Raw genomic sequence first — 22,776 nt, forward strand, 5'->3', positions numbered from 1 at the left:
GACATAGAAAATCATTCTCAATTAAAATAAAAATCAAGAAGGTGATAAGGGAGGGTGACACGATGGCCTCTTTACTTGTTGTGGGTGCAGATCATTTAGGCAATATTACCGATAAATTAGTGAATTCTGGTTTCCGGGAAATCATTCATGTCAATGGCCGAAAAGTGAATATGGTCAAGCGCGATATTCCGGAGCATGTGGATGCTGTATTAGTTATGATCGATTACATTAACCATAACTTAGCCAAAAAAGTGAAAGAGAAAGCAAAAAGCAAAGACAAGCCCATTTATTTTGTCAAGCGTTCGTGGAGTTCGATTTATACTGTGCTGGAGCAGCTGGAGAAACATGCTTAAACATGGGAGGCAGCAGTGATGGCATTGACACATCAAAAGACACAAGGCGCTTGGGTTTATGCCGTTCACCGATTTCTCCACCGCGTGGTCGAGGCGTATTGTGAAACGACTCCTTCCTTGCGGTCGCCATTTCAGCTATTGAAGCTCATTGAAATGCATCGCCCGCTCCTTTCTTTGTCTCTCTTTCCGTCTCCATTACATTACGGCCTCGTGCTCGCCAAAGTGACCGATCATTTGTTGCAGTTTTTTGGTTCGGCGGACGAGACAGAATGCAAGCCACTGTTGCTTGTTGACGGCGGGAATGAGGGGGAGGCGGAAGATTGGAACGGTACAAACTTGTGTATCGTTTACCGTGACCGCGTGCGCGTATTGTTATGGTGCGAGGAAGAGGGGGAAATTCGGAACTACAAGGAAAGACTGCCGTCTTTATGTCGAGAAGCGGTCGGATTTTGTCCGCACGAGCTTGAATGTTGCTTTTTATGGACAGGCGGGCGCCGCATTGAATGGATGTCTACCGGATAAAAACGGCATGTCTTCGAACGGTGTGAAAGCTCGACATGCCGTTTCATGTTGAAAGAAAAGGACGTTCGGACATTCTCTATGTTGTCCTTGCGAGGGTATAGTCATAAATGTCCCATTTTTATCATAATATTTATGGCAAGGTGTCGCTATGGACTCTCCTTTTTCTTGCTGTCGTCGGTTTGTTGTTGCTGTTGTTGCAAGGCCAACAGCACGTCTTGGAGATCGACTTTGCCGTCACCGTTCAGATCGGCGGAGGCTACCGGTGGGCCGTCGGCTGAAGCCGCTTTGGTTTGCTGTTTTGGCTTACAGGCGAAGGTGAACACAAGCAGTCCGATGATGAGAAGCAGAGCGACGCCATCGAAAATAAGGAAGGCGGTTTTGTAGGTTGACCAAAGAATTTTGCTTTGCCCGCTTTTTTGCTGGCTGTCGGTAATGAACCGTTTAATTTCCGAATGGCCGGGATAGAGGCGTTCGACCGCTTCGAATTTGGCCAAGGCATCCTTATAGTAACCGCCCCAATACAGCGTCAATCCTTCGCGGAAGAGGGTATCAATGCTTCCTTGCCCTTGGTCGGCTCCAGCCTGCTTGACAAACTCTTTCACGGTATTGACCGGAACGACAAAATTGAATCCTTGCACTTCTTGGCCATTGACAGTGTCGCCGCGGAAGGTGAGCAAGCCGATCATTTCCCCGCGTTTGTTAATGACGGGTCCTCCGCTGTTGCCATGGGTGGCAGCGGCGTCAATCTGGATGACCGGACTCCCTTGTTCTGTCTTTTTCGAAGTGGCGGAAACATGGCCGGCGTTCATGGAAGAGACTAAGGAGGAGTCGGGAGAAAGGTAGTTGGATTCAGCAGCGGCGGGATAGCCGATCACCCAAATGTCATCTTGATTTTGGACGTTGTCCGAATCGCCAAGCGGCAGCGTCGGCAAATGTTTCCCTTCGACTTTTAAAACCGCAACGTCTTTCCCTTGATTGACTGGGGCTCCGTAGCTTTTTACTTCCCCGTCAAGCACATCCCCTCCAGGTAAAATCACTTTCAGACCGCGGGTGACGTTTGTATACAACGTATACTCAATCATATAATCATAAGCGATGTCAAAATCGACGCCAAAATATTCGGCCACTCCAGCTACTAATTGTTCAAAGGCCGCATGGGCGATGTCTTTTTCTTCTGCCTTCGAATACTCAACGACATGGGCGTTCGTGACAATATAGCCGTTTGAGCTAATGATGGCCCCTGAGCCGGATGCGCCAATCATCGTTCGGTAATCAAGCTGGTGGAGGTACGCGTCGACATCCGGATCATTGTTGACAAATTTCCATTCCACGATCGCATAATCGACGATACGGACGACGGCTGGCTTTGTATACTCAGCCAGCTTTTGCGCTTGTGAGACGTGGGACGTGTCGGGTTTGATGTTCATTAGAAAGAAGGAAGCGGCGATGCATACGGCGAAAATGACGCTGATTGGGAGCGTCATCATCGCTCGTTTGCGCACATGTTTCACCTTATTTGTCAGAAAATTTAAAAACAACAATGGTATATTATATTCGCCATCCGTCTTTTGGAGCACACCGAAAAAAATAAAGGAAAGAGTGAGAAAAAAGCCCCGCCTTGACGGCGGGGCAGGGAAGGTTAACGGAGAGCCTGTTCGATCGTTTCGATATTTTGTTCCATCAAGTTGAAGTAATCACGGTTTTGTTTCCTGTCTTCGTCGGTCAATGTTTCTAGGTTGTGCAAATAGAGCGCTTTGGCGTCGATTTCATGCTGGATCATTTCTGCTGTTTTCGCTGGGATGTTGCGTTCAAAAAGAACGTAGCGAATGTGATGACGTTTCGCCCAATCGATGAGCGCAACCAATTGTTTTTGCGACGGTTCGTTTGTCGGCGTCAGGCCGGACACGCTGCGCTGGCGGAGGCCGTAGCGCTCTTCCCAATAACCGTAGGCCGCATGGGCGACGAGAATATCTTTGTTCGGCGCCGATTGGACGGTTTGCTGGAAGGTTTGGTCAAGCACTTCCAGTTTTTCTTTCAAGGCGTTAAAGTTTGCCGTAAACGTTTCTTTTTGCTCCGGTTTGAGTTCAATGAGCAAATCGCGAATCTGTTCGGCCATCTTGACGGAACGGATTGGGTCAAGCCAAACGTGCGGATCTTTATCACCGTGGTGCTCGTGTTCGTCTCCATTGCCTTTTGGAGCGGCATGTTCATCATCTTCTCCATGTTCTTCGTGAGACGATTCAAGTAAATCGATGCTGTCGGCAGCAGCAAGAAAGCGAACCGGTTCATTTTTTAACGCTTCCTTTAGCTTTTCGGCGAACGGTTCCATTCCTTGGCCGATATAAATGAAGGCATCCGCATCGGCAACTTGTTGGATCGTTTTGGTTGTCGGTTCGAACGTATGCGCTTCGGCTCCGGGCGGATAAATGCTGTTGACTTCAACGACATCGCCGCCGATTTTTTTCGTGAAATCTTCGAGCGGGTAGACCGTTGTGTATATCGTTAACGTATCTTTTTTAGTTTCTGACCCGTTCTTGTCTTGTTCGTTTTGGCAGCCGTATAGCAAGCCGAATAAAGCGAGAAATAAGCATAATATCCATGATCTCGTTCTCATGATAAGCTCCTTCCCTTGAAAAAGCGATATGTCCTTCGCTATTATATCGTAATGATTCCGATTTGAAAACTATTTGTCCCCGTTTAGGGGGAAGCACGTCGCTCTGTTCGTTATGGTTTGGTCTTTTTTTGTGGTTTTTCGGGTACGGGGTCAAATCCGCCGGGGTGGAACGGGTGGCATTTCAAAATTCGCTTCACCGTCAGCCATCCCCCTTTGATGGCACCAAACCGCGTCACCGCTTCTATCCCGTAGTGGGAGCAAGTCGGGTAAAAGCGACATGTCGGGGGCTTGAGCGGGGAAAGAAATCGTTGGTAAAAGCGGATGAGCATAATCAGCAACTTGGCCACCATCACCATTCCTTTCCGTCCTTTTCGCTATTTCTACAATAGGACAAATCGCCTTTCCATTCAAGGGAAATGGTCTGTTGTGAGCAGCCGGTGTTTCGCCCCCAGCGCATCCGTCGGCCTAGAAGACAAAAAAGATGCGGGACGCCCCTCGTTTTGGTTATGATAAAAAAGAGAATATACGATTAGGGGGAATTCATATGCCTTCACCAGTCGAAAGCTTTGAATTGGATCACTGCGCCGTGAAAGCGCCGTACGTGCGGCATTGCGGCGTTCACAAAATCGGAAGCGACGGTGTCGTCAATAAGTTCGATATTCGTTTTTGCCAGCCGAACAAAGAAGCGATGGATCCGGCGGCCATTCATACGTTGGAGCACTTGTTGGCGTATACGCTGCGCAAACATGTGACCAAGTATGATCACTTTGACATTATCGACATTTCGCCAATGGGTTGCCAAACGGGATTTTACCTTGTCGTGAGCGGTTCGCCGACCGTTGACGAAATCATCGATTTGCTTGAGGAGACGATGAAAGACGCCTTGAATGCGACGGAAGTGCCGGCTGCGACCGAGCGGCAATGCGGCCAAGCGAAGCTGCATGACTTAGAGGCGGCGAAAGAGCTGATGCGCTTTTGGCTGTCGCAAGAGAAAAGCGAACTGAAAAAAGTGTTTGGCTGATCAATAAGGCCGGTCCGAACGCCGCTACTGCGGCTGTTTCGGGCCGGCCTGTTGTTTGTCGTCCTGTTCCTCAGGAAGCGGATCTACCGTATGTTTGTATCCGTACGCTTTTGAGGTGGTGACGACGGCTAACGTAAGAATGATGACGACAATGATGAGACAAATCACTAACGTCCAATACATGATGATGCCTACCTTTTTTCTTTTCATTATACCATATGTAAGCACGCGCGCATTCATATTTCTCCTGGAATCGGGCAAGCTATTCATCGGCAAGGTTCGGCTGTTTCAATAGCGGACAAGTTGGGTAAATCAACCATGGGGAGGAATGAATATGGCAAACCAATTAACGGACATTGTCAACAAGCAAATCGCGAACTGGACCGTTTTGTACGTGAAGTTGCACAATTACCATTGGTATGTCACCGGTCCGCAGTTTTTTACGCTGCATGAGAAGTTTGAAGAGCTTTACAATGAAGCAGCCGGCCATATTGACGCGCTCGCCGAGCGGCTGTTGGCGCTGGGTGGCAAGCCGGTGGCGACGATGAAAGGCGCGCTAGAGCAAGCGTCGGTCAAGGAAGCGACCGGGACGGAAACCGCCGAGCAAATGGTCGCTTCGATTGTCGGCGACTTTGAAACGATGATCGGTGAACTGAAGGAAGGAATGCAAGTGGCGGATGAAGTCGGCGATGAAACGACAGGGGATATGCTGCTTGGCATTCACCGGAGCTTGGAGAAACACGTCTGGATGCTGAAATCGTTTTTGGGACGGTAAAGGGAAAGGCTGCCCGTCAATCTCATGGGCGGCCTTCGGTTTTTGTCGAAAAAAGGCGTTGTTTAGGGAAACCGCCGCGTCTTGCTTTTTCCCCTTGGCATAGAATAGGGTACGCGTATCCTATGTTCAAGGGGAGAGAGCCGTGAACAAGCCAATTCCGATGATCGGTGTTCCGCTGTTCGGTTCGCTTGTGTCGGTATTTGTCGGCAGCGTGGACTCATTCGTCGTCATTTTGCTTGCATTAGTGATTGTCGATTACATTACTGGCATTGTCGCTAGTGCGATGGAAGGCAAGCTGTCAAGCCAGGTCGGGTTTCGCGGCATCGTTCGCAAGTTGTTGATTTTTGTGCTCACGGCAGCGGCGCATTTAGTCGATTTGGCCATCGGCTGGAACATGCACTTGATTCGCGACGCGATCGTATTTTTCTATATTGCCAATGAATTTATTTCGATCGTGGAAAACGCCGGGCGGGCCGGTGTTCCGATTCCCGCCGTGCTGCGAAAAGCGATCGAGTTGTTGAAAGATGAGATGAAATGATTTCCCCTGATGACGAGTTCATCGGGGGTTTTTGTTTACAATGAATCGTTCTTATTGCTAGATGAATCCGAAGGCTCAATCATCAACCTTCAAGAAAAGCGTTGCATCGGCAGTGTTCCGGTTATGCCGCATTGGAACGCAGTCCTTGTTGCTTGAACACCCGAGCGGATTTGTTCGCTGATTTTCGCAAAATCCGCATATTTTTCCCGGATGACCCCACACTAAACAAAAAGAGCAGAAGGAGTGGACGAGTGTGGCAGAAGAACGGAAAAAGACGTATTACATCTCGATAGCGCACGGGGAAATTTCGCAGCTGAAAACGGCGTCGCCATGGGATTTCCAAATTGAAGCAACCGACCGAGAAATCGCGGAGCTGCGCGAGTATTTCGATCAAAATTACTCGACCGACTGGCAAGCGTTTTGGCGCGCCCATGTGCCATATGTCCAATATCATTACGATCGGGAAAACGATGCGTATGACGAGACGATGATGAAAATTTACGAAATGATTTATCGGCTTGGCAATGACGAAACGAAGGCGCAGATCCGATCGCTTGGCATCCTTCCTGATGACAGAGAAACAAACGAGTAAAAAGCCGCGAATGGGGCGGCTTTTTTTGTATAATGGGGAGAGGAAAGGAGCGAGTCCGATGTATGAGTTTCGCGATTATTACGGGCATCGCGTCCGGCTGGCGTTTGCGGATCATCCGTTTTCCTTGACGCCTGGGCATGTGTGGGTCATTTGCCGCTATCAAGGTCAGTGGTTGTTGACGGATCACCCGCGCCGCGGTCTCGAATTTCCCGGCGGCAAAGTTGAAGACGGGGAAACGGCCGAAGAAGCTGCCGCTCGCGAGGTCATGGAAGAAACCGGCGGGGTGGTTGGCCGTCTTTCCTATGTCGGCCAATATGAGGTGGAGCCGGATATTGTGAAAAACATTTATTTCGCCGACATTGCGGCGCTTTCCGAGCGGGACTCCTATTGGGAGACGAACGGCCCCGTGCTGCTTTCGGCACTGCCGGATCATATCCGCACGGATGCGCGCTTTAGTTATCTCATGAAAGACGATGTGCTTCCGTTGGCGTTGGCGGAAGTCAAACAGCGCGGGTGGATCGGCTAATATTCGGCGGCAAAACGAAAAGAGACGTTCATCGATCGTTCGCGAACGTCTCTTAGCGGCGGTTGCTCCATTTCTTTTCGATCATAGCGACAAGTTGATACATCAATGTCGACAGCACCGCGACAATGAGCAGGCTCATCAAGACGAGTGTAAAATTGAACACTTGGAAGCCGTAAATGATTAAATAGCCGAGCCCTTGTTTGGAAACGAGAAATTCGCCGGTGATGACGCCGACCCAGGCGAGGCCGACGTTCACTTTCAACGTTGAAATGATCGCCGGAAACGACGCTGGCAGCACGGCTTCTTTGAAACATTGGTAGCGGGTGGCGCCAAACGTTCGCAACACTTTCAAATAGTTCGGGTCGACTTCTTGAAACGAGGCGTACACCACAATTGTCGTAATAATGATCGCAATAACGACACCCATCGCGATGATCGACGTAAATCCCGGTCCAAGGGCGACAATCAAAATCGGCCCGAGTGCGACTTTGGGCATGGCGTTAAAGACGACCAAATAGGGATCAAGCGTTTTGGCGAGGCGTGGAAACCACCAAAGCAACGCGCCGATGAGCGCACCGCCGACCGTGCCGATGATAAACCCGAGCATCGTTTCAAACAAGGTGGCCCACGTATGTGTTAAGAGAGAGTAGTCGCCGATTTTTTCAATAAACAATTTGCCAATGGCCGATGGAGAGCTAAACAGCAGCGGATCGACCCAGCGAAAGTGACTTGCCGCTTCCCAGACAGCGAAAAAGGCAATAAGGAGCGCAACTTGCCAAACGCGAATCACCCGCCGTTCTTTGCGGAGCGCGGCGAGGTATTCATGGTGCAATGAGCGGATGCGTTCATTAGACGGATTCAAGGGCCTCCATCTCCTTCCAAATGGATTGAAATAGCGGAGAAAACGTCGGATGCTGGCGAGCGGCGAACGGCGGACAGTGACGCAGCTCATCCGGAATGATAAACGTCCGCACTAGGCGGCCCGGGCGTCGCGAAAACAGGAAAATGCGGTCGCTCATGGCGATGGCTTCTTCAATATCATGGGTGACGAGCACCGCGGTTTTTTCGTATTGCTTTAACGTTTTCCAGACGAGTTCTTCTAATTTTAGCTTCGTCTGTTGGTCAAGAGCGGAAAACGGTTCGTCAAGCAACAAGAGCTTCGGGTCGGTTGCCAATGTGCGCACGAGCGCCGCGCGCTGGCGCATGCCGCCGGACAACTGGCTCGGGTAATACGATTCCACGCCGTCAAGGCCGATCTCCGCAAGCAATGCGAGCGCCCGCTCTTTCGTTTCCGCTGTCAACGTTCCTGTGATTTTGAGACCGAGTAAGATGTTTTCTTCAATCGTTTTCCATGGAAACAAGTAGTCTTGCTGAAGCATATACCCGACAGCGCCGCGGGTTGACAGATCGGATCCGGCCGCCCGGCGCGCTGCTTTGGCGCTTGTTTCCTGCGCCCAAAGCGGTTCGCCTTCGATGAACACCTTCCCTTCCGTCGGTTGAATCAGCCCGGCGATAATGGAAAGAAGGGTCGTTTTCCCACAGCCGCTTGGGCCGAGAAAGGAGACAAACTCTCCTTTCTCGACCGACAGCGACACCTCAGCGAGCGCGGTGACGGCGGTTGTTTTCGTAAAATACGTGTGCGAGAGACGGTCGATGACAAGAAACATCCGGTTCACCCGCTTTCGTTAGTCGTTCATGGCTTTTTTGGCAAACGACGAATCAACGAGTGTGTCGAGGTCGATTCGTTTTGGCAGCTCGCCGGCTTCATCCATGATGTTTTGCAAGTTGTTCCATTCTTCCTCATCTAAAATCGGATCGGTCGCGTAAGAGCCTTGACTTTTGTATCGATCGACGACTGTTTCGATAATGTCCAATTCCGTGTCCTCAAAGTATGGTTGAATGACTTTGGCAATTTCTTTGGTGCTGTGTGATTCGACCCATTGTTGCGCTTTGTAGATGGCGCGCGTAAATTTTTCGATGATGTCTTTGTTCTTGTTCATATAGCTTTGTTTTGCCATGTACGTCGTGTACGGAACGCGCCCCGATTCGGTGCCAAAGGAAGCGATAATGTAGCCTTTTCCTTCTTGCTCAAAAATGCTAGCAGTCGGTTCAAACAGTTGGACGAAATCGCCGGTGCCGCTCGCAAAGGCGTTGGCGATATTAGCAAAATCGACGTTTTGAATCAGCTTCAAGTCTTGATGCGGGTCAATGCCGTGTTGTTTCAGCACAAATTCGCCAACCATCTGCGGCATGCCGCCTTTGCGCTGGCCGAGGAACGTGCTTCCTTTCAACATCTCCCAAGTAAAGTTGTCGATTTTTTTCCGGGAAACGAGAAACGTTCCATCTGTTTGCGTCAGCTGGGCGAAGTTGATGACCGGATCATTCGTCCCTTGCGCATACACATAAATCGACGTTTCCGAACCGACAAGGGCGATGTCCGCGCCACCAGACAGCAGCGTCGTCATCGTTTTGTCACCGCCCCACGTCGTCGTCAGCTCGACATCGAGCCCTTCTTCTTCAAAAAATCCTTTCGCTAAGGCGACGTACTGCGGCGCATAAAAAATCGAACGCGTCACTTCAGCGAGACGGACTTTTGTCAGCGTTTTTTCTTTTTGATCGGCGTCGTTGCCGCAGGCAGTGAGCGGCAAGAGGAGAAGAAGTGAACATAACCATACAGCCCATTTTTTCATGTGACCTACCCCCTTTTCGTCCACACGTGGTGAACATTCGCTTCACCTTATCGTATGCACAGGCGAAAAATGTGTGAATGCCTAGAAAAAATGGGCGAAACGACGGGAACGGTCTATAGGCAATGGTTTTCCCTTCATTCAGGCATGCAACATGCCTTTGTTTTCACGAAAAAAAGAGGGGAGACATTCATTCAGCTGGCGGAAAGGAGAGATCCACCATGGACGGGGACATCATCGACCAATACCGGTTTCCGTCGCCGCATCCGGACATCGACGTCTTTTTTGTCACCTATATGGCGCAAGGACTGAAAGTGAAAGGATTTTTGGCCGTGCCGAAACAAAACGACGTGTATGACGGGTTTTTGTATTTGCGCGGCGGGATCAAAAACGTCGGACAAGTGCGGGTGCCACGCCTCATCCAATTCGCTTCCCATGGATTTGTCGTCTTCGCCCCGCTTTACCGCGGCAACGGAGGCGGGGAAGGGAACGAAGATTTTGTCGGTGAAGACCGTTATGATGCGCTTGCCGGATTTGAGCTCCTGCGCCGCCATCCGCTTGTTCACCCGGGGCGTGTGCACGTGTTCGGTTTCTCCCGCGGCGGGGCGATGGCGCTTCATACCGCTTTGTTGGCCGAGCGGGTCTGTTCGGTCGCGGTCTGGGGAGGGGTGACCGATTTGGAGCTGACGTATTGGGAGCGGTTGGACTTGCGGCGGATGATGAAGCGCGTCATCGGCGGGACACCGAACAAATACCCGGAACGCTACCGTCACCGTACGCCGCTTTATAACCTAGAGCGCCTCAAAGCGCCTGTGCTCATCATCCATGGCGAGCGAGATACAAACGTATCGATTGAGCATGCGTGGCGGCTGGAGCGGCGGCTCAAGCAGCTCGACCGACCGGTCACCGCTTGGTACTTCCCTGAGTTCAATCACTATTTCCCGCCGCAAGATAATCGAAAGACGGTGCAACGGCTCACCGAATGGATGAAACAACAGCCGACGGTATGATACGATAGGATGGGAAGGATGTTGAGGAAACCGCTCATAAGAAGCCTCGGGAGCTTGCCAACATCACCATTGGCAGAAAACGATGATGTTGGGAGGACGGCTTCGTGGGCTATAAACGAATCGATCAGGTGCAAGGAGGTCGGAAACGATGGGCATGCCGATGGAGCTGCAGACGCTCATTGTCACAAAAGGAAAAGAACAGCGCGTTCAAGGCAATTTGTTTGTGCTCGAAAAAGAAGGCTACCGCTTATACCCGCTTGACGTGCCGCTTGAAGTGCGCCGGACGCTGCAAAGCGAAGCGAGCGGCATCGCGGTCGTAAGAAAGCTCGAATGGGAAGATAACAAGACAACGGTTACGTATGAGCTCGTCAGCTTGTATTCCACCAATTGAACACGAAGCGTCGGGCAAATGAGCGCGGAATTGGTCCATCAGGCAGGGGCGCAAACCGAAGGACGGTTTGCGCCTTGCCATAGATAAGAGGAAAAAAGGCCCTGCTTGTCAAAGAGAAAGAGAATCACGGAGACCGAAATAGAGGAAAGAACAGAAAAAACGGCCGGACAGGATGTTCCCTGTCCGGCCGGGTGTTTGTTAAACGAGCGGTCCACCGAGTTTTTCAATGGACGGATCGATGTGAGCGAATTTTTGGAAGTTAGCGCGGAATTTTTCCGCCAGTTCTTTCGCTTTTTGTTCGTACGCTTGTTTGTCTGCCCATGTGTTTTGCGGACGCAAGACGTCATCTGGCACGCCCGGGACGTGGGCAGGGATGGCAAGACCGAAAATCGGGTCTTGGACCGTTTCGACGTTGTCAAGCTCCCCTTCGACGGCGGCTTGTACCATCGCGCGGGTGTAGGCGAGCTTCATTCGGCTGCCGACGCCGTATGGTCCTCCTGTCCAACCAGTGTTGACCAAAAAGACACGGACGTTATGCTCAGCGATTTTTTGCCCGAGCATTTCGGCGTATTCGACGGCCGGGCGCGGCAAAAACGGCGCGCCAAAGCATGTCGAGAACGTCGCTTCCGGTTCAGTGACGCCGCGTTCGGTGCCGGCGAGTTTGCTTGTGTAGCCGCTTAAGAAATGGTACATCGCCTGTTCGCGCGTCAGCTTGCTGATCGGCGGCAAGACGCCAAACGCATCGGCCGTCAAGAACACGATGGTCGACGGATGGCCGGCAACGCTTGGGTCAACGATGTTTTTGATCGCCTGAAGCGGATAGGCCGCGCGCGTGTTTTCCGTCAATGTCCCGTCATCGTAATCCGGAACCCGTGTCGCATCATGGAGAATGACGTTTTCAAGCACGGCGCCAAAGCCGATGGCATCAAAAATTTGCGGCTCTTTCTCGCGCGATAAGTTGATGCATTTCGCATAGCAGCCGCCTTCGATGTTGAAAATGCCGCGGCTCGACCAGCCGTGTTCGTCATCGCCGATCAAGCGGCGTTTCGGGTCGGTCGAGAGCGTTGTTTTCCCGGTTCCCGACAGGCCGAAGAAGAGGGCGACGTCGCCTTCCTGACCGACGTTGGCCGAGCAGTGCATCGGCAAGATGCCTTGTTCCGGCAGCAAATAGTTCATGACCGAGAAGATCGATTTTTTCATTTCGCCCGCATATTCCGTTCCACCGATCAAGACGGTGCGCTGTTCGAACGAGATGATGATAAACGCTTCCGAACGCGTCCCGTCAACGGCCGGGTCTGCTTTAAAGTTCGGCGCGCAAATGACGGTGAATTGCGGTTCATGGTCGGCGAGTTCTTCCGTGCTTGGACGGATGAACAGCTGATGGACAAACAAGTTGTGCCAAGCGAATTCGTTCACCACTTGAATCGGCAGCCGCGCTTTCGGGTCAGCGCCGGCGAAGCCTTTAAAGACGAACAGTTCATCTTTTTTCATTAAATAATCGAGCACTTTATCATATAATTTTTGAAATGTCTCCGGTGCCATTGGTTGGTTGACCGTTCCCCAATCGATGTTCTGTTTCGTCGACGGTTCTTCAACGATGTATTTGTCTTTCGGTGACCGTCCGGTATATTTACCGGTCGTGACGGCGACAGCGCCAGTGTGCGTCAGCCGCCCTTCGTTTCGGTGCAGCACTTTTTCGACGAGCTCAGCAACGGACAACTGGTGATGTACGTACGGTTTTTGCAGCAGCAAAGAAAGCTTATTGGTCATTTTTGCGATCCCCATGTTCACAACCTGCCTTTTTTATTGGAATTCCTCTTGAAAATAGTATAACACATTTTTATTAATAGTCCATACTAATTGTGTAGGTTTTTTAAACTTAGTTTGGCCTATTTTTCAGATAATAAAAAATTTGTTTCTGCGGTTGACTTTGCTTATTTCATTACGATAAGATAAGTCATTGAACGGATACTCTTATCCCGAGCCGGTGGAGGGACAGGCCCGATGAAACCCAGCAACCGTCACAATTTTACAATATGTGAAAAGGTGCTAACCTGTGGCAAGGCGTGGTCCTTGAACGATAAGAGTGAAAGGAAGCAATACGATTGCAATGACCTTTCCTCACCGTGACAGGAAAGGTTTTTTTATATGAAGGGAAACGAGTTCCGTATCGCCACATTATGTCAAGAGGAGGAAATGAGCCGAATGTCAGCCAAACGCCGCTTGTTCACTTCAGAATCTGTAACAGAAGGGCATCCGGATAAAATTTGTGACCAAATTTCGGATGCCATTTTGGATGCCATTTTAGAAAAAGATCCGAATGCCCGTGTCGCTTGTGAAACGAGCGTCACAACAGGTCTCGTGCTTGTTAGCGGGGAAATTACGACCTCGACGTACGTCGATATTCCGCGCATCGTTCGCGATACGGTCCGCGAGATCGGCTATACGCGTGCGAAGTTCGGGTTTGACGCCGATACGTGCGCGGTGTTGACGGCCATTGACGAGCAGTCGCCGGATATCGCGATGGGGGTTGACCAGGCACTTGAGGCACGCGAAGGTCAGATGACTGACGAAGAAATTGAAGCGATCGGTGCCGGCGACCAAGGGCTCATGTTTGGATTTGCCTGCAATGAAACGGAAGAGCTTATGCCGCTCCCGATTTCGCTTGCCCATCGTCTGTCGCGCCGATTGGCCGAAGTGCGCAAAACGGATGTTTTGCCATACTTGCGTCCAGACGGCAAAACGCAAGTGACGATCGAATATGATGAAAACGGCAAACCGGTGCGCGTGGATACGATTGTCATTTCAACGCAGCATCATCCGGAAATTGAGCACGACCAAATCGAACGCGATATGAAAGAACACGTCATCAAGCCGATTGTTCCGGCGGAGTTGTTGGATGAGAACACGAAATATTTCATCAACCCGACCGGCCGCTTCGTCATCGGTGGTCCGCAAGGGGACGCTGGACTGACAGGACGGAAAATCATCGTTGACACGTACGGCGGTTACGCTCGCCATGGCGGTGGTGCATTCTCGGGGAAAGACCCGACGAAAGTTGACCGCTCGGCAGCATATGCGGCTCGCTATGTTGCGAAAAACATTGTTGCGGCCGGACTGGCCGACAAGTGCGAAGTGCAGCTTGCTTACGCCATCGGCGTCGCTCGTCCGGTATCGATTTCGATTGATACGTTTGGCACCGGCAAAGTGTCGGAAGACGTTTTAATTGAAGTTGTCCGCAACAACTTCGATCTTCGCCCGGCTGGCATCATCAAAATGCTGGATCTGCGTCGTCCGATTTATAAACAAACAGCGGCTTACGGCCATTTCGGGCGCACGGATGTCGACTTGCCGTGGGAGCGCACGGATAAAGCAGCGGTGCTGAAAGAGCAAGCGATGGCATTAGCGAAAAACGAATAAATGAAAAACGGAGGGGGACTGCACTAAGGTGAGTCTTCCTCCGTTTCTTTTTATAGACATCGAAATGAAGCGTGCTGTTGTTGGTTCTGTCCTTTTTAGCCGCTGTGAAAAGATGGCAGGTCAGCTTCTGTTTTGTTGGAGCGCCTTGTAATATTGCCCTTTTTCTACATATTCGCGGCGGATGCGTTCCATTTCGCGGAAATCGTCTTCCGTCAGCTCGCGGACGACTTTCGCCGGCCGGCCGAGGGCGAGCACGTTCGGCGGGATTTTTTTGCCGGGCGGCACTAAGCTGCCAGCGCCGATAAACGCTCCTTCGCCGATTTCCGCACGGTCAAGAATGATCGAGCCCATGCCGATGAGGGCGTGTTTCCGGACGATGGCGCTGTGCAAAATGACTTGATGGCCCACGGTCACGCCGTCTTCAATGATGAGCGGATTGTTTGGACTTTGATGCAAAATTGAGTTATCTTGAATATTGACCCGGTTGCCGATAATGGTCGGCGCCACGTCACCGCGAATGACGGTGTTAAACCAGATGCTCGTCTCCTCGCCGATCGTGACATCGCCGGTGATCGTCACATAATCGGCGATAAAGGCGGACGGGGCAATTTGCGGTGTTTTTCCTTTGTATGGATAAATCATCGCTTTCGTTCCTTTCTTTTGCGAAATCGTCAGCTCATTCTTATTTTACAAAGTTGTCTGCCGTTCGTAAACGGAATGAAATAGATGATGACCAAGGCGGTTTTCCACAGTTGTAGAGATGGAAATACTAGGAGATGAAAAAAGCACTGTTTTTGCGCCCGAGGTGAGCCCATTGAAAATCCCGACACATCCCATTGCGTTAATGAAAATGGTATATCGTGACGTGTTTCCCCTTGTCCATCGCGAGCTTTCCTATTGGCGGCAGCGGGCGGAGCGCATTCCTGACCCGGAGTTGCGCCGGCAAGCGTTAGCAAGCATCGCGTCGAAAACGTTCCATTGTGAAGGCGGCGCGATTTTGGCGCTTTTGGCTCGGGAGAAATTAGAAGCATGCATTCGCTTTATCGTCGCGTATCAGACGATTAGCGATTACTTAGATAACTTGTGCGACCGGAGCACATCGCTTGATCCGCTCGATTTTCGCGCCTTGCATGATTCAATGCCGGATGCGCTCACCATTGGGGCAGAGCCGTCCAACTATTACCGCTACCGCCGTGAGCAGGAAGACGGCGGCTATTTGCCGGATCTTGTGCGCACATGCCAAGAGGTGCTCGCGACAGTGCGACATTACGAAACGATCGTTCCGTTTTTGCATGAGCTTGCCGGATATTATTGCGACTTGCAAGTACATAAACATGTCGACACAAAAGAGCGCGTGCCGCGGCTGGAGAGATGGTTTGCCCAATACAAAGACAGCTTGCCGCCGATGGAATGGTATGAGTTTTCCGCCTGTTCCGGCTCGACGCTCGGCATTTTTTGCCTTGTGGCGTACGCCTTTGGCGAGTCGATGCCGCCGGAGATGGCAAAACAAGTGCGCGACGGTTATTTTCCGTACATTCAAGGGCTGCACATTTTGCTTGACTATTTGATCGATCAGGAAGAAGACCGCGAAGGCGGCGATTTGAACTTTTGCTTTTACTATCCGAATGAAACCGTGCTGCTGGAACGGCTTTGCCACTTTATTGAAGAAGCGGACCGCCATGTCGGCACGCTGCCGCATGGCAAGTTCCACCGCTTGATTCATCGCGGCTTGCTTGGTCTGTATTTGTCCGATGAGAAAGTGAAAAAACAGCGCGCCTTGCGCCGGCTGGCGCGTCAACTCGTCCGCGCCGGCGGGGCGGCATCGCAGTTTTTTTATTGGAACGGAAAAGCGTATCGCTTTTGGCAGGAGAAACAAAAACGGCTGTCTTTTTCATAAAGACAGCCGTTTATTGCTTGATGATGGATCGGCGAAAGGGAGACGTCTCCGCCTATCGCTTTTCGAGCGCGATAATAAACGGCGGATCGTTGCGCCGATTCAAGAATTCGTATTTGAGTACGTGGGTGTGTTGCTGGTCGAGGGAACGCACATAATCAAGCAACGCGTCACGTTCGATTTTTCCTTCCGGATGGCCGTGGTAAACGACAAGAACGATGACGCCGCCCGGCTTCATGATGGAAAGAAGCTGTTCGACCGCCTGAATCGTCGATTCCGGTTGGGTGACAATCTGTTTATCACCGCCCGGCAAATAGCCGAGGTTGAAAACGGCGCCGGCAATCCGTCCATACACATCGCTAGGAAGCGCTGTGAGCAGCTCGCTATGGCTTTGTTGGAATAACGTGACCCGGTCGTGCAGCCCGTGTTCAGAAAGGCGGGCTGTTGTCGCTGTGATGGCCTCCGGTTGAATGTCAAATCCGAACACATGTCCGCTATCGCCGACGAGTTCCGCAAGGTAGACGGTGTCATGGCCGTTGCCGACCGTTGCGTCGATGGCAAGATCGCCTTCTGTGACGGCACGTTCAAGCAAAAAGCGGGCAAACGGCAAAATGTTCATCAATGTCATCGGGCCGTCACCTCTTGTTTGTACCGTTTTCCTTGATAGCTGTTGCGCCGCTTGAGTTCGGCGTCAATGGCGTTTAACACTTCCCATTTGTTGGCGCTCCACATCGGACCAATGAGCAAGTCGATCGGCCCGTCGCCGGTGATGCGATGGACGACCATCTCCGGTGGCAGCACTTCAAGCTGGTCGCACACGAGATGGACGTATTCGTCAAACGTTAAAAACTTCACGAGCCCTTTTTCATATTGCTTCACCATCGGTGTCCCTTTTAATAAATGAAGCAAATGGATTTTGATGCCTTGCACGTCCATGGCGGCGACGGTTTTGGCTGTTTCCATCATCATGTCGTACGTCTCAAGTGGCAAGCCGTTAATGAGATGGACACAGACACGGATGCCGTGCCGGCGCAGTTTTTGTACGCCATCGACAAAACATTGGAAATCATGCGCCCGGTTGATCAGTTGCGCCGTCCGCTCGTGGATCGTTTGCAAACCGAGTTCGACCCATAAATACGTCCGTTCGTTCAATTCCGCTAAATAATCGACGACCTCATCCGGCAGGCAGTCGGGGCGCGTGGCGATGGACAGGCCGACGACTCCGTCAAGGCCGAGCACGGTTTCGTATTTTTCACGCAGCACCTCGACGGGGGCGTGTGTATTGGTGAACGCTTGAAAGTACGCCAAATATTTGCCGTCTTTCCACTTTTGGTGCATTTTTTCCTTAATCGTATGAAATTGCGTCACTAAATCATCGACCCGGTTGCCGGCAAAGTCGCCTGATCCGGCAGCGCTGCAAAATGTACACCCTCCGTACGCCACCGTCCCGTCGCGGTTCGGGCAATCAAAGCCGCCATCAAGCGCGACTTTAAACACTTTATGTCCGAACGTCTGGCGTAAATGATAGTTCCACGTATGATACCGTTTATGGTCGTTTGTATATGGAAACGGGTTTGCCTGCATGAATACCGCTTCCCTCCTTGCTTTGAAAAAATCCCACCATCCTTGCATTGTACCATGAATGGCGGCAAAAAGCGATCGCTGCCAATCATTGACGTGATACGGATGACGCCGGCGGCGCATAGTAAACATGAGGGAACATCATGAAAAGAGGTGAACGCATGGCAACAAGACAATCGGTCGAGGAGTTTTTGCAGCGGTGTGAAGATGTGATCCGCTTTGCGAAAGAGCAATATACAGAAGCGCAAAAACAAGAACATTATAATCTCATTGAATATACAAACGCCCAGCAAATGCTCGAGCAAACCGTCAACGATTTGGCGCACTTGGCGTTAAGCTGCAACGCCCAGCAGCGCGAGCAGCTGCATCGGATGCGGCTTCAGCTTGAGCAACTGCAAAACGAAATGATTTTGCTTGACCGCTAAAAGGCGGTGTCAATGAACGCCCTTGATGGGGAGGGGGAAGCGTTTCCGAAGTTGGGCGCCCCGTCCCCTGGCAAAGGGGAGAAGAGAAGGCAAAATGCGACACGAAAAAAGAAGGGAGGATGATGCGACATGAAGCGGCGTCTGAAACAAACGAACCCGGAACAGAAAACACGCAACAGTCAAAACAATAACGATCTCGAGCTGGGCCAAGATTTCGATCCGGTCAAACTGGCGAAAAAACAATACGAACAAACAGGCGGCCAGCCGGTTCGCTCCAAGCAGCGGAACGGATGAAGCATGGTGAACAACGAGGGGGCATCACGTCGCCCTCTTTTTTATTGCTTTTTTTTCCTTTCCCCTCTACAATTATTTTGGGAAACGAAATAAATCAAGCAAAGGATGATGACCGATGCCCCGCGCGCTTTGGTGGCTGCTTATCGGTATGGTGCTCAATGTGACAGGGGGGTCATTTTTATGGCCGCTCAATACGATTTATTTGCACGAACAGCTTGGCCAACCGCTGGCGGTGGCGGGAGCGGTGCTGATGCTCAACTCAGGGGGCAGCGTCATCGGCAGCTTAGTCGGCGGTGTTTTGTTTGATCGGATCGGCGGGTTTCGCGCCCTTCTTGTCGGGGCATGTTCGACGGTGGTCGCTTCGGCTGCTTTGAGCGTTTGGCACGGCTGGCCGCATTATGCGGTGTTTTTGGCGCTTCTTGGCATCGGCAGCGGCATCGTTTTTCCGGTGTCATCGGCGTATGCGGGGGCGATTTGGCCGGAAGGGGGACGGAGGGCGTTCAACGCTTTGTATGTCGCGCAAAACCTCGGTGTCGCCGTCGGTTCGGCGCTCGGCGGGTTTGTTGCTTCGTATTCTTTTTCGTTCGTTTTTTTCGCCAATCTGTTGTTGTATGTTGCGTTTTTGTTGATTGTCGTGGTCGGATTGCGGCGTATCCCGCTTTTGCCCCCGCCGAAAACAAAACGAGCTGCAAAAGTCAAAACATCGACATCCCGCGCCGTCGGATGGGCGCTCGCTCTCCTTTGCGTCGGCTATGGATTGTGTTGGATCGGCTATGTCCAATGGTCGACGACGATCGCCGTTTATATGCGAGAGTTTCATTTGTCAGTCCGGCAATATAGCTTGCTTTGGACGATCAACGGCGCGTTGATCGTCTTGGCGCAGCCGTTGCTGTCGCGGGTGATTCGACGCTTCATGCCGGGGATGAAACGGCAAATGGTGATCGGGTTTGCCATTTTCGCCGTTTCGTTTGCCATGCTGTTTGGCGCCGATTCGCTCGGTGAGTTTGTCGCCTCAATGGTGGTCATCACCATCGCTGAGATGGTTGTCTGGCCGGTGATTCCAACGGTCGTGAACGAACTGGCGCCACAAGGGAAGGCTGGATTTTATCAAGGAATCGTCAACGGCACGGCGATGGTCGGACGGATGATCGGACCGGTCATCGGCGGGTGGGTCGCTGATGAATTAGGAATGAAACCGCTCATCGGGCTGCTCGTTGCGTTTGCGTTGTTAGCGGTAGCCGCGTCGCTGTTGTACGACCGCTGGCTACCGAAGCCGGTCGGGAAGGCCGAGAAAAAAACGACGGCGACTGTATAGATTTCGGCTTGCAATTGATCGACAAATTTTTTAAAATAATAATTAAATTTGTTGTTTCGAACGCAAAGGAAGGATAAAGCGAATAACGGTGAAGAGGAGCAGTAACGGGCCTGGCGGACGGCAGAGAGTTGACGGTCGGTGCGAGTCAACCGAAGCCGGCTCGTGAACTCGCCTCGGAGTTGCAGGTGCGAGCGGTCGCGGCCTCGTAGCACTTGCCGTGAATCTGCGTTAAGGAGCAAAGCGGGTGCGCCATTGGCGCGCCAAAAAGGGTGGTACCGCGGGAATTGTGCCTCTCGTCCCTTTTCATTGGGATGGGAGGTTTTTTTATATATTTCCGTCAATGATGCAAAGTAGAAATCGATGAGGAGGAGTGCGACGATGAGTTTCAACCATCGCGAAATTGAGAAAAAGTGGCAGGATTATTGGGAACAGCATAAAACGTTCCGCACCCCGGATGAAAGCGATAAACCGAAGTTTTACGTGTTGGATATGTTTCCGTATCCGTCTGGCGCTGGCTTGCACGTCGGCCATCCGGAAGGGTATACGGCGACTGATATTTTGGCGCGCATGAAGCGGATGCAAGGGTACAATGTCCTTCACCCGATGGGGTGGGACGCGTTCGGATTGCCGGCAGAACAATATGCGCTCGATACCGGCAACGACCCGGCCGAATTTACGCAAAAAAACATCGACAACTTCCGCCGGCAAATTAAGTCGCTTGGTTTTTCGTATGACTGGGATCGGGAAATTAACACGACTGATCCGAACTATTACAAATGGACGCAATGGATTTTCTTGAAGCTGTATGAAAAAGGGCTCGCCTACATGGACGAAGTACCGGTCAACTGGTGTCCGGCGCTTGGCACCGTGCTGGCGAACGAAGAAGTCATCAACGGCCGGAGCGAGCGCGGTGGGCATCCGGTCATCCGCAAGCCAATGCGGCAATGGATGCTGAAAATTACCGCCTATGCCGACCGGCTGCTCGAAGATTTGGAGGAGCTTGACTGGCCGGAAAGCATTAAAGAAATGCAACGCAACTGGATCGGCCGTTCGGAAGGAGCGGAAATTGAGTTTGCTGTCGACGGCCATGACGAGTCGTTCACGGTATTTACGACGCGGCCAGATACGCTGTTTGGCGCCACGTACGCAGTGTTGGCTCCGGAACATCCGCTTGTTGAGAAAATTACAACGCCGGAGCAAAAACCAGCCGTTGATGCTTACTTAAAAGAAGTGCAAAGCAAAAGCGACCTCGAGCGCACCGACTTGGCGAAAGAAAAAACAGGCGTGTTCACTGGTGCGTACGCCATCCATCCAGTTACCGGCGACAAGCTGCCGATTTGGATCGCCGATTACGTGTTGATGGGCTACGGCACTGGGGCGATCATGGCTGTACCGGCGCATGATGAGCGCGACTACGAGTTTGCGAAAACATTCAACTTGCCGATCAAAGAAGTCGTTGCCGGCGGGAATGTCGAAAACGAGCCGTACACTGGCGACGGGGAGCACATCAACTCTGAGTTTTTGAACGGCTTGAACAAACAAGAAGCGATCGAAAAAATGATCGCCTGGCTTGAAGAAAACGGAAAAGGACAAAAGAAAGTGTCGTACCGGCTGCGCGACTGGTTGTTTAGCCGCCAACGCTACTGGGGTGAGCCGATTCCGGTCATCCATTGGGAAGATGGGACGATGACGACGGTGCCGGAAGAAGAATTGCCGCTTGTCTTGCCGAAAACGGATGAAATTAAACCGTCGGGAACGGGTGAATCGCCGCTCGCCAACATCGAAGAATGGGTCAATGTTGTCGATCCGAAAACCGGGAAAAAAGGGCGGCGTGAAACAAACACGATGCCGCAATGGGCGGGAAGCTGCTGGTATTATTTGCGCTACATCGACCCGCATAACGACAAACAGCTCGCCGATCCGGAAAAGTTGAAACAATGGCTGCCGGTTGACGTCTACATCGGCGGGGCGGAGCATGCGGTCTTGCACTTGCTGTACGCTCGCTTCTGGCATAAAGTGTTGTACGACCTTGGCATCGTGCCGACGAAAGAGCCGTTCCAAAAGCTGTTTAACCAAGGGATGATCTTAGGCGAAAACAATGAAAAAATGAGCAAATCGAAAGGCAATGTCGTCAACCCGGATGATATCGTCGAGAGCCATGGCGCGGATACGTTGCGGCTGTATGAAATGTTTATGGGGCCGCTTGAAGCGTCGATCGCCTGGTCGACGAAAGGGCTTGACGGAGCGCGCCGTTTCTTAGAGCGCGTCTGGCGTCTGTTTGTCACCGAAGATGGTCAACTGAACCCGAACATCGTTGACGAGCCAGCGAACGATACGCTCGAGCGCGTCTACCATCAAACGGTGAAAAAAGTGACGGAAGACTACGAAGCGCTGCGCTTCAACACCGCCATTTCGCAGCTGATGGTGTTCATTAACGAAGCGTATAAAGCGGAGCAGATGAAAAAAGAATATATGGAAGGGTTCGTCAAGCTCTTATCGCCGGTTTGCCCGCATATTGGCGAAGAGCTCTGGCAAAAGCTCGGCCATACTGACACCATCGCCTATGAACCATGGCCGACATATGACGAAGCGAAACTCGTCGAAGATGTCGTTGAAATCGTGATCCAAATCAACGGCAAAGTGCGGGCGAAACTGAACGTGCCGGCGGACTTATCGAAAGAGGCGCTAGAAGAACGGGCGCTCGCCGATGAAAAAATTAAAGAGCAGCTTGCAGGGAAAACGGTGCGTAAGGTGATCACTGTCCCTGGTAAGCTCGTCAATATCGTCGCCAACTAACGAGACGGGTGGGGCGGGCAGT

Annotated in this window: 26 protein-coding genes, 1 riboswitch and 1 other annotated feature; of the genes, 15 read left to right on the plus strand and 11 right to left on the minus strand. The window is 51.6% G+C overall.

Going from position 1 to position 22,776, the window contains the following annotated elements; genetic code table 11:
• The first annotated feature begins 62 nt into the window (after window positions 1–62).
• Both DSM465_RS0102580 and DSM465_RS0102585 read left to right on the plus strand, forming a co-directional pair.
• On the plus strand, window positions 63–353 hold the full coding sequence (locus DSM465_RS0102580) for a DUF2325 domain-containing protein (protein ID WP_008880969.1): 291 nt from the start codon (window positions 63–65) through the stop codon (window positions 351–353).
• A gap of 18 nt (window positions 354–371) precedes the next feature.
• A complete protein-coding gene (locus DSM465_RS0102585) occupies window positions 372–875 on the plus strand; it encodes a hypothetical protein (protein WP_029760557.1) in 504 nt (167 codons plus the stop codon).
• Window positions 876–1,021: 146 nt separating this feature from the next.
• Here the strand turns inward: DSM465_RS0102585 and DSM465_RS0102590 are convergent, their stop codons facing one another.
• The 3 genes from DSM465_RS0102590 to yidD form a co-directional block, all read right to left on the minus strand.
• On the minus strand, window positions 1,022–2,377 hold the full coding sequence (locus DSM465_RS0102590) for a trypsin-like peptidase domain-containing protein (RefSeq protein ID WP_230459200.1): 1,356 nt from the start codon (window positions 2,375–2,377) through the stop codon (window positions 1,022–1,024).
• Between the two features lie 137 nt (window positions 2,378–2,514).
• On the minus strand, window positions 2,515–3,489 hold the full coding sequence (locus DSM465_RS0102595) for a metal ABC transporter substrate-binding protein (RefSeq protein WP_011888020.1): 975 nt from the start codon (window positions 3,487–3,489) through the stop codon (window positions 2,515–2,517).
• A 110-nt stretch (window positions 3,490–3,599) separates the two neighbouring features.
• Window positions 3,600–3,839: a membrane protein insertion efficiency factor YidD gene (gene yidD, locus DSM465_RS0102600; RefSeq protein ID WP_029760559.1), complete on the minus strand. Its 240-nt coding sequence runs from the start codon at window positions 3,837–3,839 to the stop codon at window positions 3,600–3,602.
• Between the two features lie 194 nt (window positions 3,840–4,033).
• On the opposite strand from yidD, the gene DSM465_RS0102605 reads away from it, so the two are divergent.
• Complete coding sequence (locus tag DSM465_RS0102605; protein ID WP_008880964.1) at window positions 4,034–4,510, plus strand: S-ribosylhomocysteine lyase; 477 nt, start codon at window positions 4,034–4,036, stop codon at window positions 4,508–4,510.
• A gap of 24 nt (window positions 4,511–4,534) precedes the next feature.
• On the opposite strand, the gene ytzI is transcribed toward DSM465_RS0102605, so the two are convergent.
• The gene (gene ytzI / locus DSM465_RS0102610; protein WP_223812898.1) at window positions 4,535–4,693 is read right to left on the minus strand and encodes a YtzI protein; all 159 of its coding nucleotides are present in this window, start codon (window positions 4,691–4,693) and stop codon (window positions 4,535–4,537) included.
• 151 nt (window positions 4,694–4,844) lie between these two features.
• Between ytzI and DSM465_RS0102615 the strand changes: the two genes are divergently transcribed.
• From DSM465_RS0102615 to ytkD, 4 genes are all read left to right on the plus strand, one after another.
• Window positions 4,845–5,285 carry a Dps family protein gene (locus DSM465_RS0102615; protein WP_008880962.1) on the plus strand — a complete coding sequence of 147 codons (441 nt, stop codon included), beginning with the start codon at window positions 4,845–4,847 and terminating at the stop codon, window positions 5,283–5,285.
• Between the two features lie 142 nt (window positions 5,286–5,427).
• Complete coding sequence (locus DSM465_RS0102620) at window positions 5,428–5,823, plus strand: phage holin family protein (protein ID WP_008880961.1); 396 nt, start codon at window positions 5,428–5,430, stop codon at window positions 5,821–5,823.
• Between the two features lie 253 nt (window positions 5,824–6,076).
• Window positions 6,077–6,415 carry a hypothetical protein gene (locus DSM465_RS0102625; protein ID WP_008880960.1) on the plus strand — a complete coding sequence of 113 codons (339 nt, stop codon included), beginning with the start codon at window positions 6,077–6,079 and terminating at the stop codon, window positions 6,413–6,415.
• Between the two features lie 58 nt (window positions 6,416–6,473).
• Window positions 6,474–6,941 carry an RNA deprotection pyrophosphohydrolase gene (gene ytkD, locus DSM465_RS0102630; RefSeq protein WP_029760561.1) on the plus strand — a complete coding sequence of 156 codons (468 nt, stop codon included), beginning with the start codon at window positions 6,474–6,476 and terminating at the stop codon, window positions 6,939–6,941.
• 52 nt (window positions 6,942–6,993) lie between these two features.
• Here the strand turns inward: ytkD and DSM465_RS0102635 are convergent, their stop codons facing one another.
• From DSM465_RS0102635 to DSM465_RS0102645, 3 genes are read right to left on the minus strand one after another with little or no spacing between them, the layout of a single operon-like run.
• A complete protein-coding gene (locus tag DSM465_RS0102635) occupies window positions 6,994–7,803 on the minus strand; it encodes an ABC transporter permease (RefSeq protein ID WP_008880958.1) in 810 nt (269 codons plus the stop codon).
• Window positions 7,790–8,608: an ABC transporter ATP-binding protein gene (locus tag DSM465_RS0102640; protein WP_029760562.1), complete on the minus strand. Its 819-nt coding sequence runs from the start codon at window positions 8,606–8,608 to the stop codon at window positions 7,790–7,792. Before DSM465_RS0102640 ends, DSM465_RS0102635 begins: the two co-directional genes overlap by 14 nt.
• 18 nt (window positions 8,609–8,626) lie before the next feature.
• Window positions 8,627–9,631, minus strand: coding sequence for an ABC transporter substrate-binding protein (locus DSM465_RS0102645; protein WP_029760563.1), 1,005 nt, complete (start codon window positions 9,629–9,631; stop codon window positions 8,627–8,629).
• Between the two features lie 218 nt (window positions 9,632–9,849).
• Here DSM465_RS0102645 and DSM465_RS0102650 point away from each other — a divergent pair, with 218 nt between their 5' ends.
• Window positions 9,850–10,638, plus strand: a complete 789-nt coding sequence (locus DSM465_RS0102650; RefSeq protein ID WP_029760565.1) for an alpha/beta hydrolase family protein — start codon at window positions 9,850–9,852, stop codon at window positions 10,636–10,638.
• A 148-nt stretch (window positions 10,639–10,786) separates the two neighbouring features.
• Complete coding sequence (locus DSM465_RS0102655) at window positions 10,787–11,029, plus strand: DUF2584 domain-containing protein (RefSeq protein ID WP_008880954.1); 243 nt, start codon at window positions 10,787–10,789, stop codon at window positions 11,027–11,029.
• 198 nt (window positions 11,030–11,227) lie between these two features.
• Here DSM465_RS0102655 and pckA read toward each other — a convergent pair whose 3' ends face one another.
• Window positions 11,228–12,814 carry a phosphoenolpyruvate carboxykinase (ATP) gene (pckA, locus tag DSM465_RS0102660; RefSeq protein ID WP_029760566.1) on the minus strand — a complete coding sequence of 529 codons (1,587 nt, stop codon included), beginning with the start codon at window positions 12,812–12,814 and terminating at the stop codon, window positions 11,228–11,230.
• Between the two features lie 186 nt (window positions 12,815–13,000).
• Window positions 13,001–13,116, plus strand: a riboswitch (SAM riboswitch).
• Window positions 13,117–13,234: 118 nt separating this feature from the next.
• On the opposite strand from pckA, the gene metK reads away from it, so the two are divergent.
• Window positions 13,235–14,449: a methionine adenosyltransferase gene (gene metK, locus DSM465_RS0102665; protein WP_029760567.1), complete on the plus strand. Its 1,215-nt coding sequence runs from the start codon at window positions 13,235–13,237 to the stop codon at window positions 14,447–14,449.
• A gap of 120 nt (window positions 14,450–14,569) precedes the next feature.
• Here metK and DSM465_RS0102670 read toward each other — a convergent pair whose 3' ends face one another.
• Window positions 14,570–15,091, minus strand: coding sequence for a gamma carbonic anhydrase (locus tag DSM465_RS0102670; protein WP_008880951.1), 522 nt, complete (start codon window positions 15,089–15,091; stop codon window positions 14,570–14,572).
• 172 nt (window positions 15,092–15,263) lie between these two features.
• Here DSM465_RS0102670 and DSM465_RS0102675 point away from each other — a divergent pair, with 172 nt between their 5' ends.
• Window positions 15,264–16,346, plus strand: coding sequence for a tetraprenyl-beta-curcumene synthase family protein (locus DSM465_RS0102675; RefSeq protein ID WP_029760568.1), 1,083 nt, complete (start codon window positions 15,264–15,266; stop codon window positions 16,344–16,346).
• Window positions 16,347–16,398: 52 nt separating this feature from the next.
• Here DSM465_RS0102675 and DSM465_RS0102680 read toward each other — a convergent pair whose 3' ends face one another.
• Together DSM465_RS0102680 and DSM465_RS0102685 are read right to left on the minus strand one after the other, a co-directional pair.
• A complete protein-coding gene (locus DSM465_RS0102680) occupies window positions 16,399–16,971 on the minus strand; it encodes a tRNA (mnm(5)s(2)U34)-methyltransferase (protein ID WP_029760569.1) in 573 nt (190 codons plus the stop codon).
• A complete protein-coding gene (locus DSM465_RS0102685; RefSeq protein ID WP_029760571.1) occupies window positions 16,968–17,927 on the minus strand; it encodes a TIGR01212 family radical SAM protein in 960 nt (319 codons plus the stop codon). Before DSM465_RS0102685 ends, DSM465_RS0102680 begins: the two co-directional genes overlap by 4 nt.
• Before the next feature lie 158 nt (window positions 17,928–18,085).
• Here DSM465_RS0102685 and DSM465_RS0102690 point away from each other — a divergent pair, with 158 nt between their 5' ends.
• The 4 genes from DSM465_RS0102690 (at window position 18,086) to leuS (ending at window position 22,754) form a co-directional block, all read left to right on the plus strand.
• Complete coding sequence (locus tag DSM465_RS0102690) at window positions 18,086–18,349, plus strand: YtzC family protein (RefSeq protein WP_011888007.1); 264 nt, start codon at window positions 18,086–18,088, stop codon at window positions 18,347–18,349.
• 129 nt (window positions 18,350–18,478) lie between these two features.
• Entirely contained in the window at window positions 18,479–18,643 is a 165-nt protein-coding gene (locus DSM465_RS0102700; protein ID WP_029760575.1) for a hypothetical protein, read from the plus strand.
• A gap of 115 nt (window positions 18,644–18,758) precedes the next feature.
• The gene (locus DSM465_RS0102705) at window positions 18,759–19,958 is read left to right on the plus strand and encodes an MDR family MFS transporter (protein WP_029760577.1); all 1,200 of its coding nucleotides are present in this window, start codon (window positions 18,759–18,761) and stop codon (window positions 19,956–19,958) included.
• A 79-nt stretch (window positions 19,959–20,037) separates the two neighbouring features.
• Window positions 20,038–20,262: a binding site (T-box leader), on the plus strand.
• Window positions 20,263–20,336: 74 nt separating this feature from the next.
• Entirely contained in the window at window positions 20,337–22,754 is a 2,418-nt protein-coding gene (leuS, locus tag DSM465_RS0102710; RefSeq protein WP_008880943.1) for a leucine--tRNA ligase, read from the plus strand.
• Window positions 22,755–22,776: the final 22 nt, after the last annotated feature.

It is taken from the genome of Geobacillus thermodenitrificans subsp. thermodenitrificans DSM 465, from assembly GCF_000496575.1.
GTDB lineage: Bacteria > Bacillota > Bacilli > Bacillales > Anoxybacillaceae > Geobacillus > Geobacillus thermodenitrificans.

Bases quoted from the DNA above. Each gene is read 5' to 3' on its own strand.
- DSM465_RS0102640 (WP_029760562.1), bottom strand. From the start codon at position 8,608: ATGTTTCTTGTCATCGACCGTCTCTCGCACACGTATTTTACGAAAACA.
- DSM465_RS0102650 (WP_029760565.1), top strand. From the start codon at position 9,850: ATGGACGGGGACATCATCGACCAATACCGGTTTCCGTCGCCGCATCCG.
- metK (WP_029760567.1), top strand. From the start codon at position 13,235: ATGTCAGCCAAACGCCGCTTGTTCACTTCAGAATCTGTAACAGAAGGG.
- pckA (WP_029760566.1), bottom strand. From the start codon at position 12,814: ATGGGGATCGCAAAAATGACCAATAAGCTTTCTTTGCTGCTGCAAAAA.
- DSM465_RS0102685 (WP_029760571.1), bottom strand. From the start codon at position 17,927: ATGCAGGCAAACCCGTTTCCATATACAAACGACCATAAACGGTATCAT.
- DSM465_RS0102615 (WP_008880962.1), top strand. From the start codon at position 4,845: ATGGCAAACCAATTAACGGACATTGTCAACAAGCAAATCGCGAACTGG.
- DSM465_RS0102680 (WP_029760569.1), bottom strand. From the start codon at position 16,971: ATGACATTGATGAACATTTTGCCGTTTGCCCGCTTTTTGCTTGAACGT.
- DSM465_RS0102595 (WP_011888020.1), bottom strand. From the start codon at position 3,489: ATGAGAACGAGATCATGGATATTATGCTTATTTCTCGCTTTATTCGGC.
- yidD (WP_029760559.1), bottom strand. From the start codon at position 3,839: ATGGTGGCCAAGTTGCTGATTATGCTCATCCGCTTTTACCAACGATTT.
- DSM465_RS0102690 (WP_011888007.1), top strand. From the start codon at position 18,086: ATGGCAACAAGACAATCGGTCGAGGAGTTTTTGCAGCGGTGTGAAGAT.
- DSM465_RS0102585 (WP_029760557.1), top strand. From the start codon at position 372: ATGGCATTGACACATCAAAAGACACAAGGCGCTTGGGTTTATGCCGTT.
- DSM465_RS0102670 (WP_008880951.1), bottom strand. From the start codon at position 15,091: ATGATTTATCCATACAAAGGAAAAACACCGCAAATTGCCCCGTCCGCC.
- DSM465_RS0102580 (WP_008880969.1), top strand. From the start codon at position 63: ATGGCCTCTTTACTTGTTGTGGGTGCAGATCATTTAGGCAATATTACC.
- ytzI (WP_223812898.1), bottom strand. From the start codon at position 4,693: ATGTATTGGACGTTAGTGATTTGTCTCATCATTGTCGTCATCATTCTT.
- DSM465_RS0102645 (WP_029760563.1), bottom strand. From the start codon at position 9,631: ATGAAAAAATGGGCTGTATGGTTATGTTCACTTCTTCTCCTCTTGCCG.
- DSM465_RS0102705 (WP_029760577.1), top strand. From the start codon at position 18,759: ATGCCCCGCGCGCTTTGGTGGCTGCTTATCGGTATGGTGCTCAATGTG.
- DSM465_RS0102700 (WP_029760575.1), top strand. From the start codon at position 18,479: ATGAAGCGGCGTCTGAAACAAACGAACCCGGAACAGAAAACACGCAAC.
- leuS (WP_008880943.1), top strand. From the start codon at position 20,337: ATGAGTTTCAACCATCGCGAAATTGAGAAAAAGTGGCAGGATTATTGG.
- DSM465_RS0102605 (WP_008880964.1), top strand. From the start codon at position 4,034: ATGCCTTCACCAGTCGAAAGCTTTGAATTGGATCACTGCGCCGTGAAA.
- DSM465_RS0102655 (WP_008880954.1), top strand. From the start codon at position 10,787: ATGGGCATGCCGATGGAGCTGCAGACGCTCATTGTCACAAAAGGAAAA.
- ytkD (WP_029760561.1), top strand. From the start codon at position 6,474: ATGTATGAGTTTCGCGATTATTACGGGCATCGCGTCCGGCTGGCGTTT.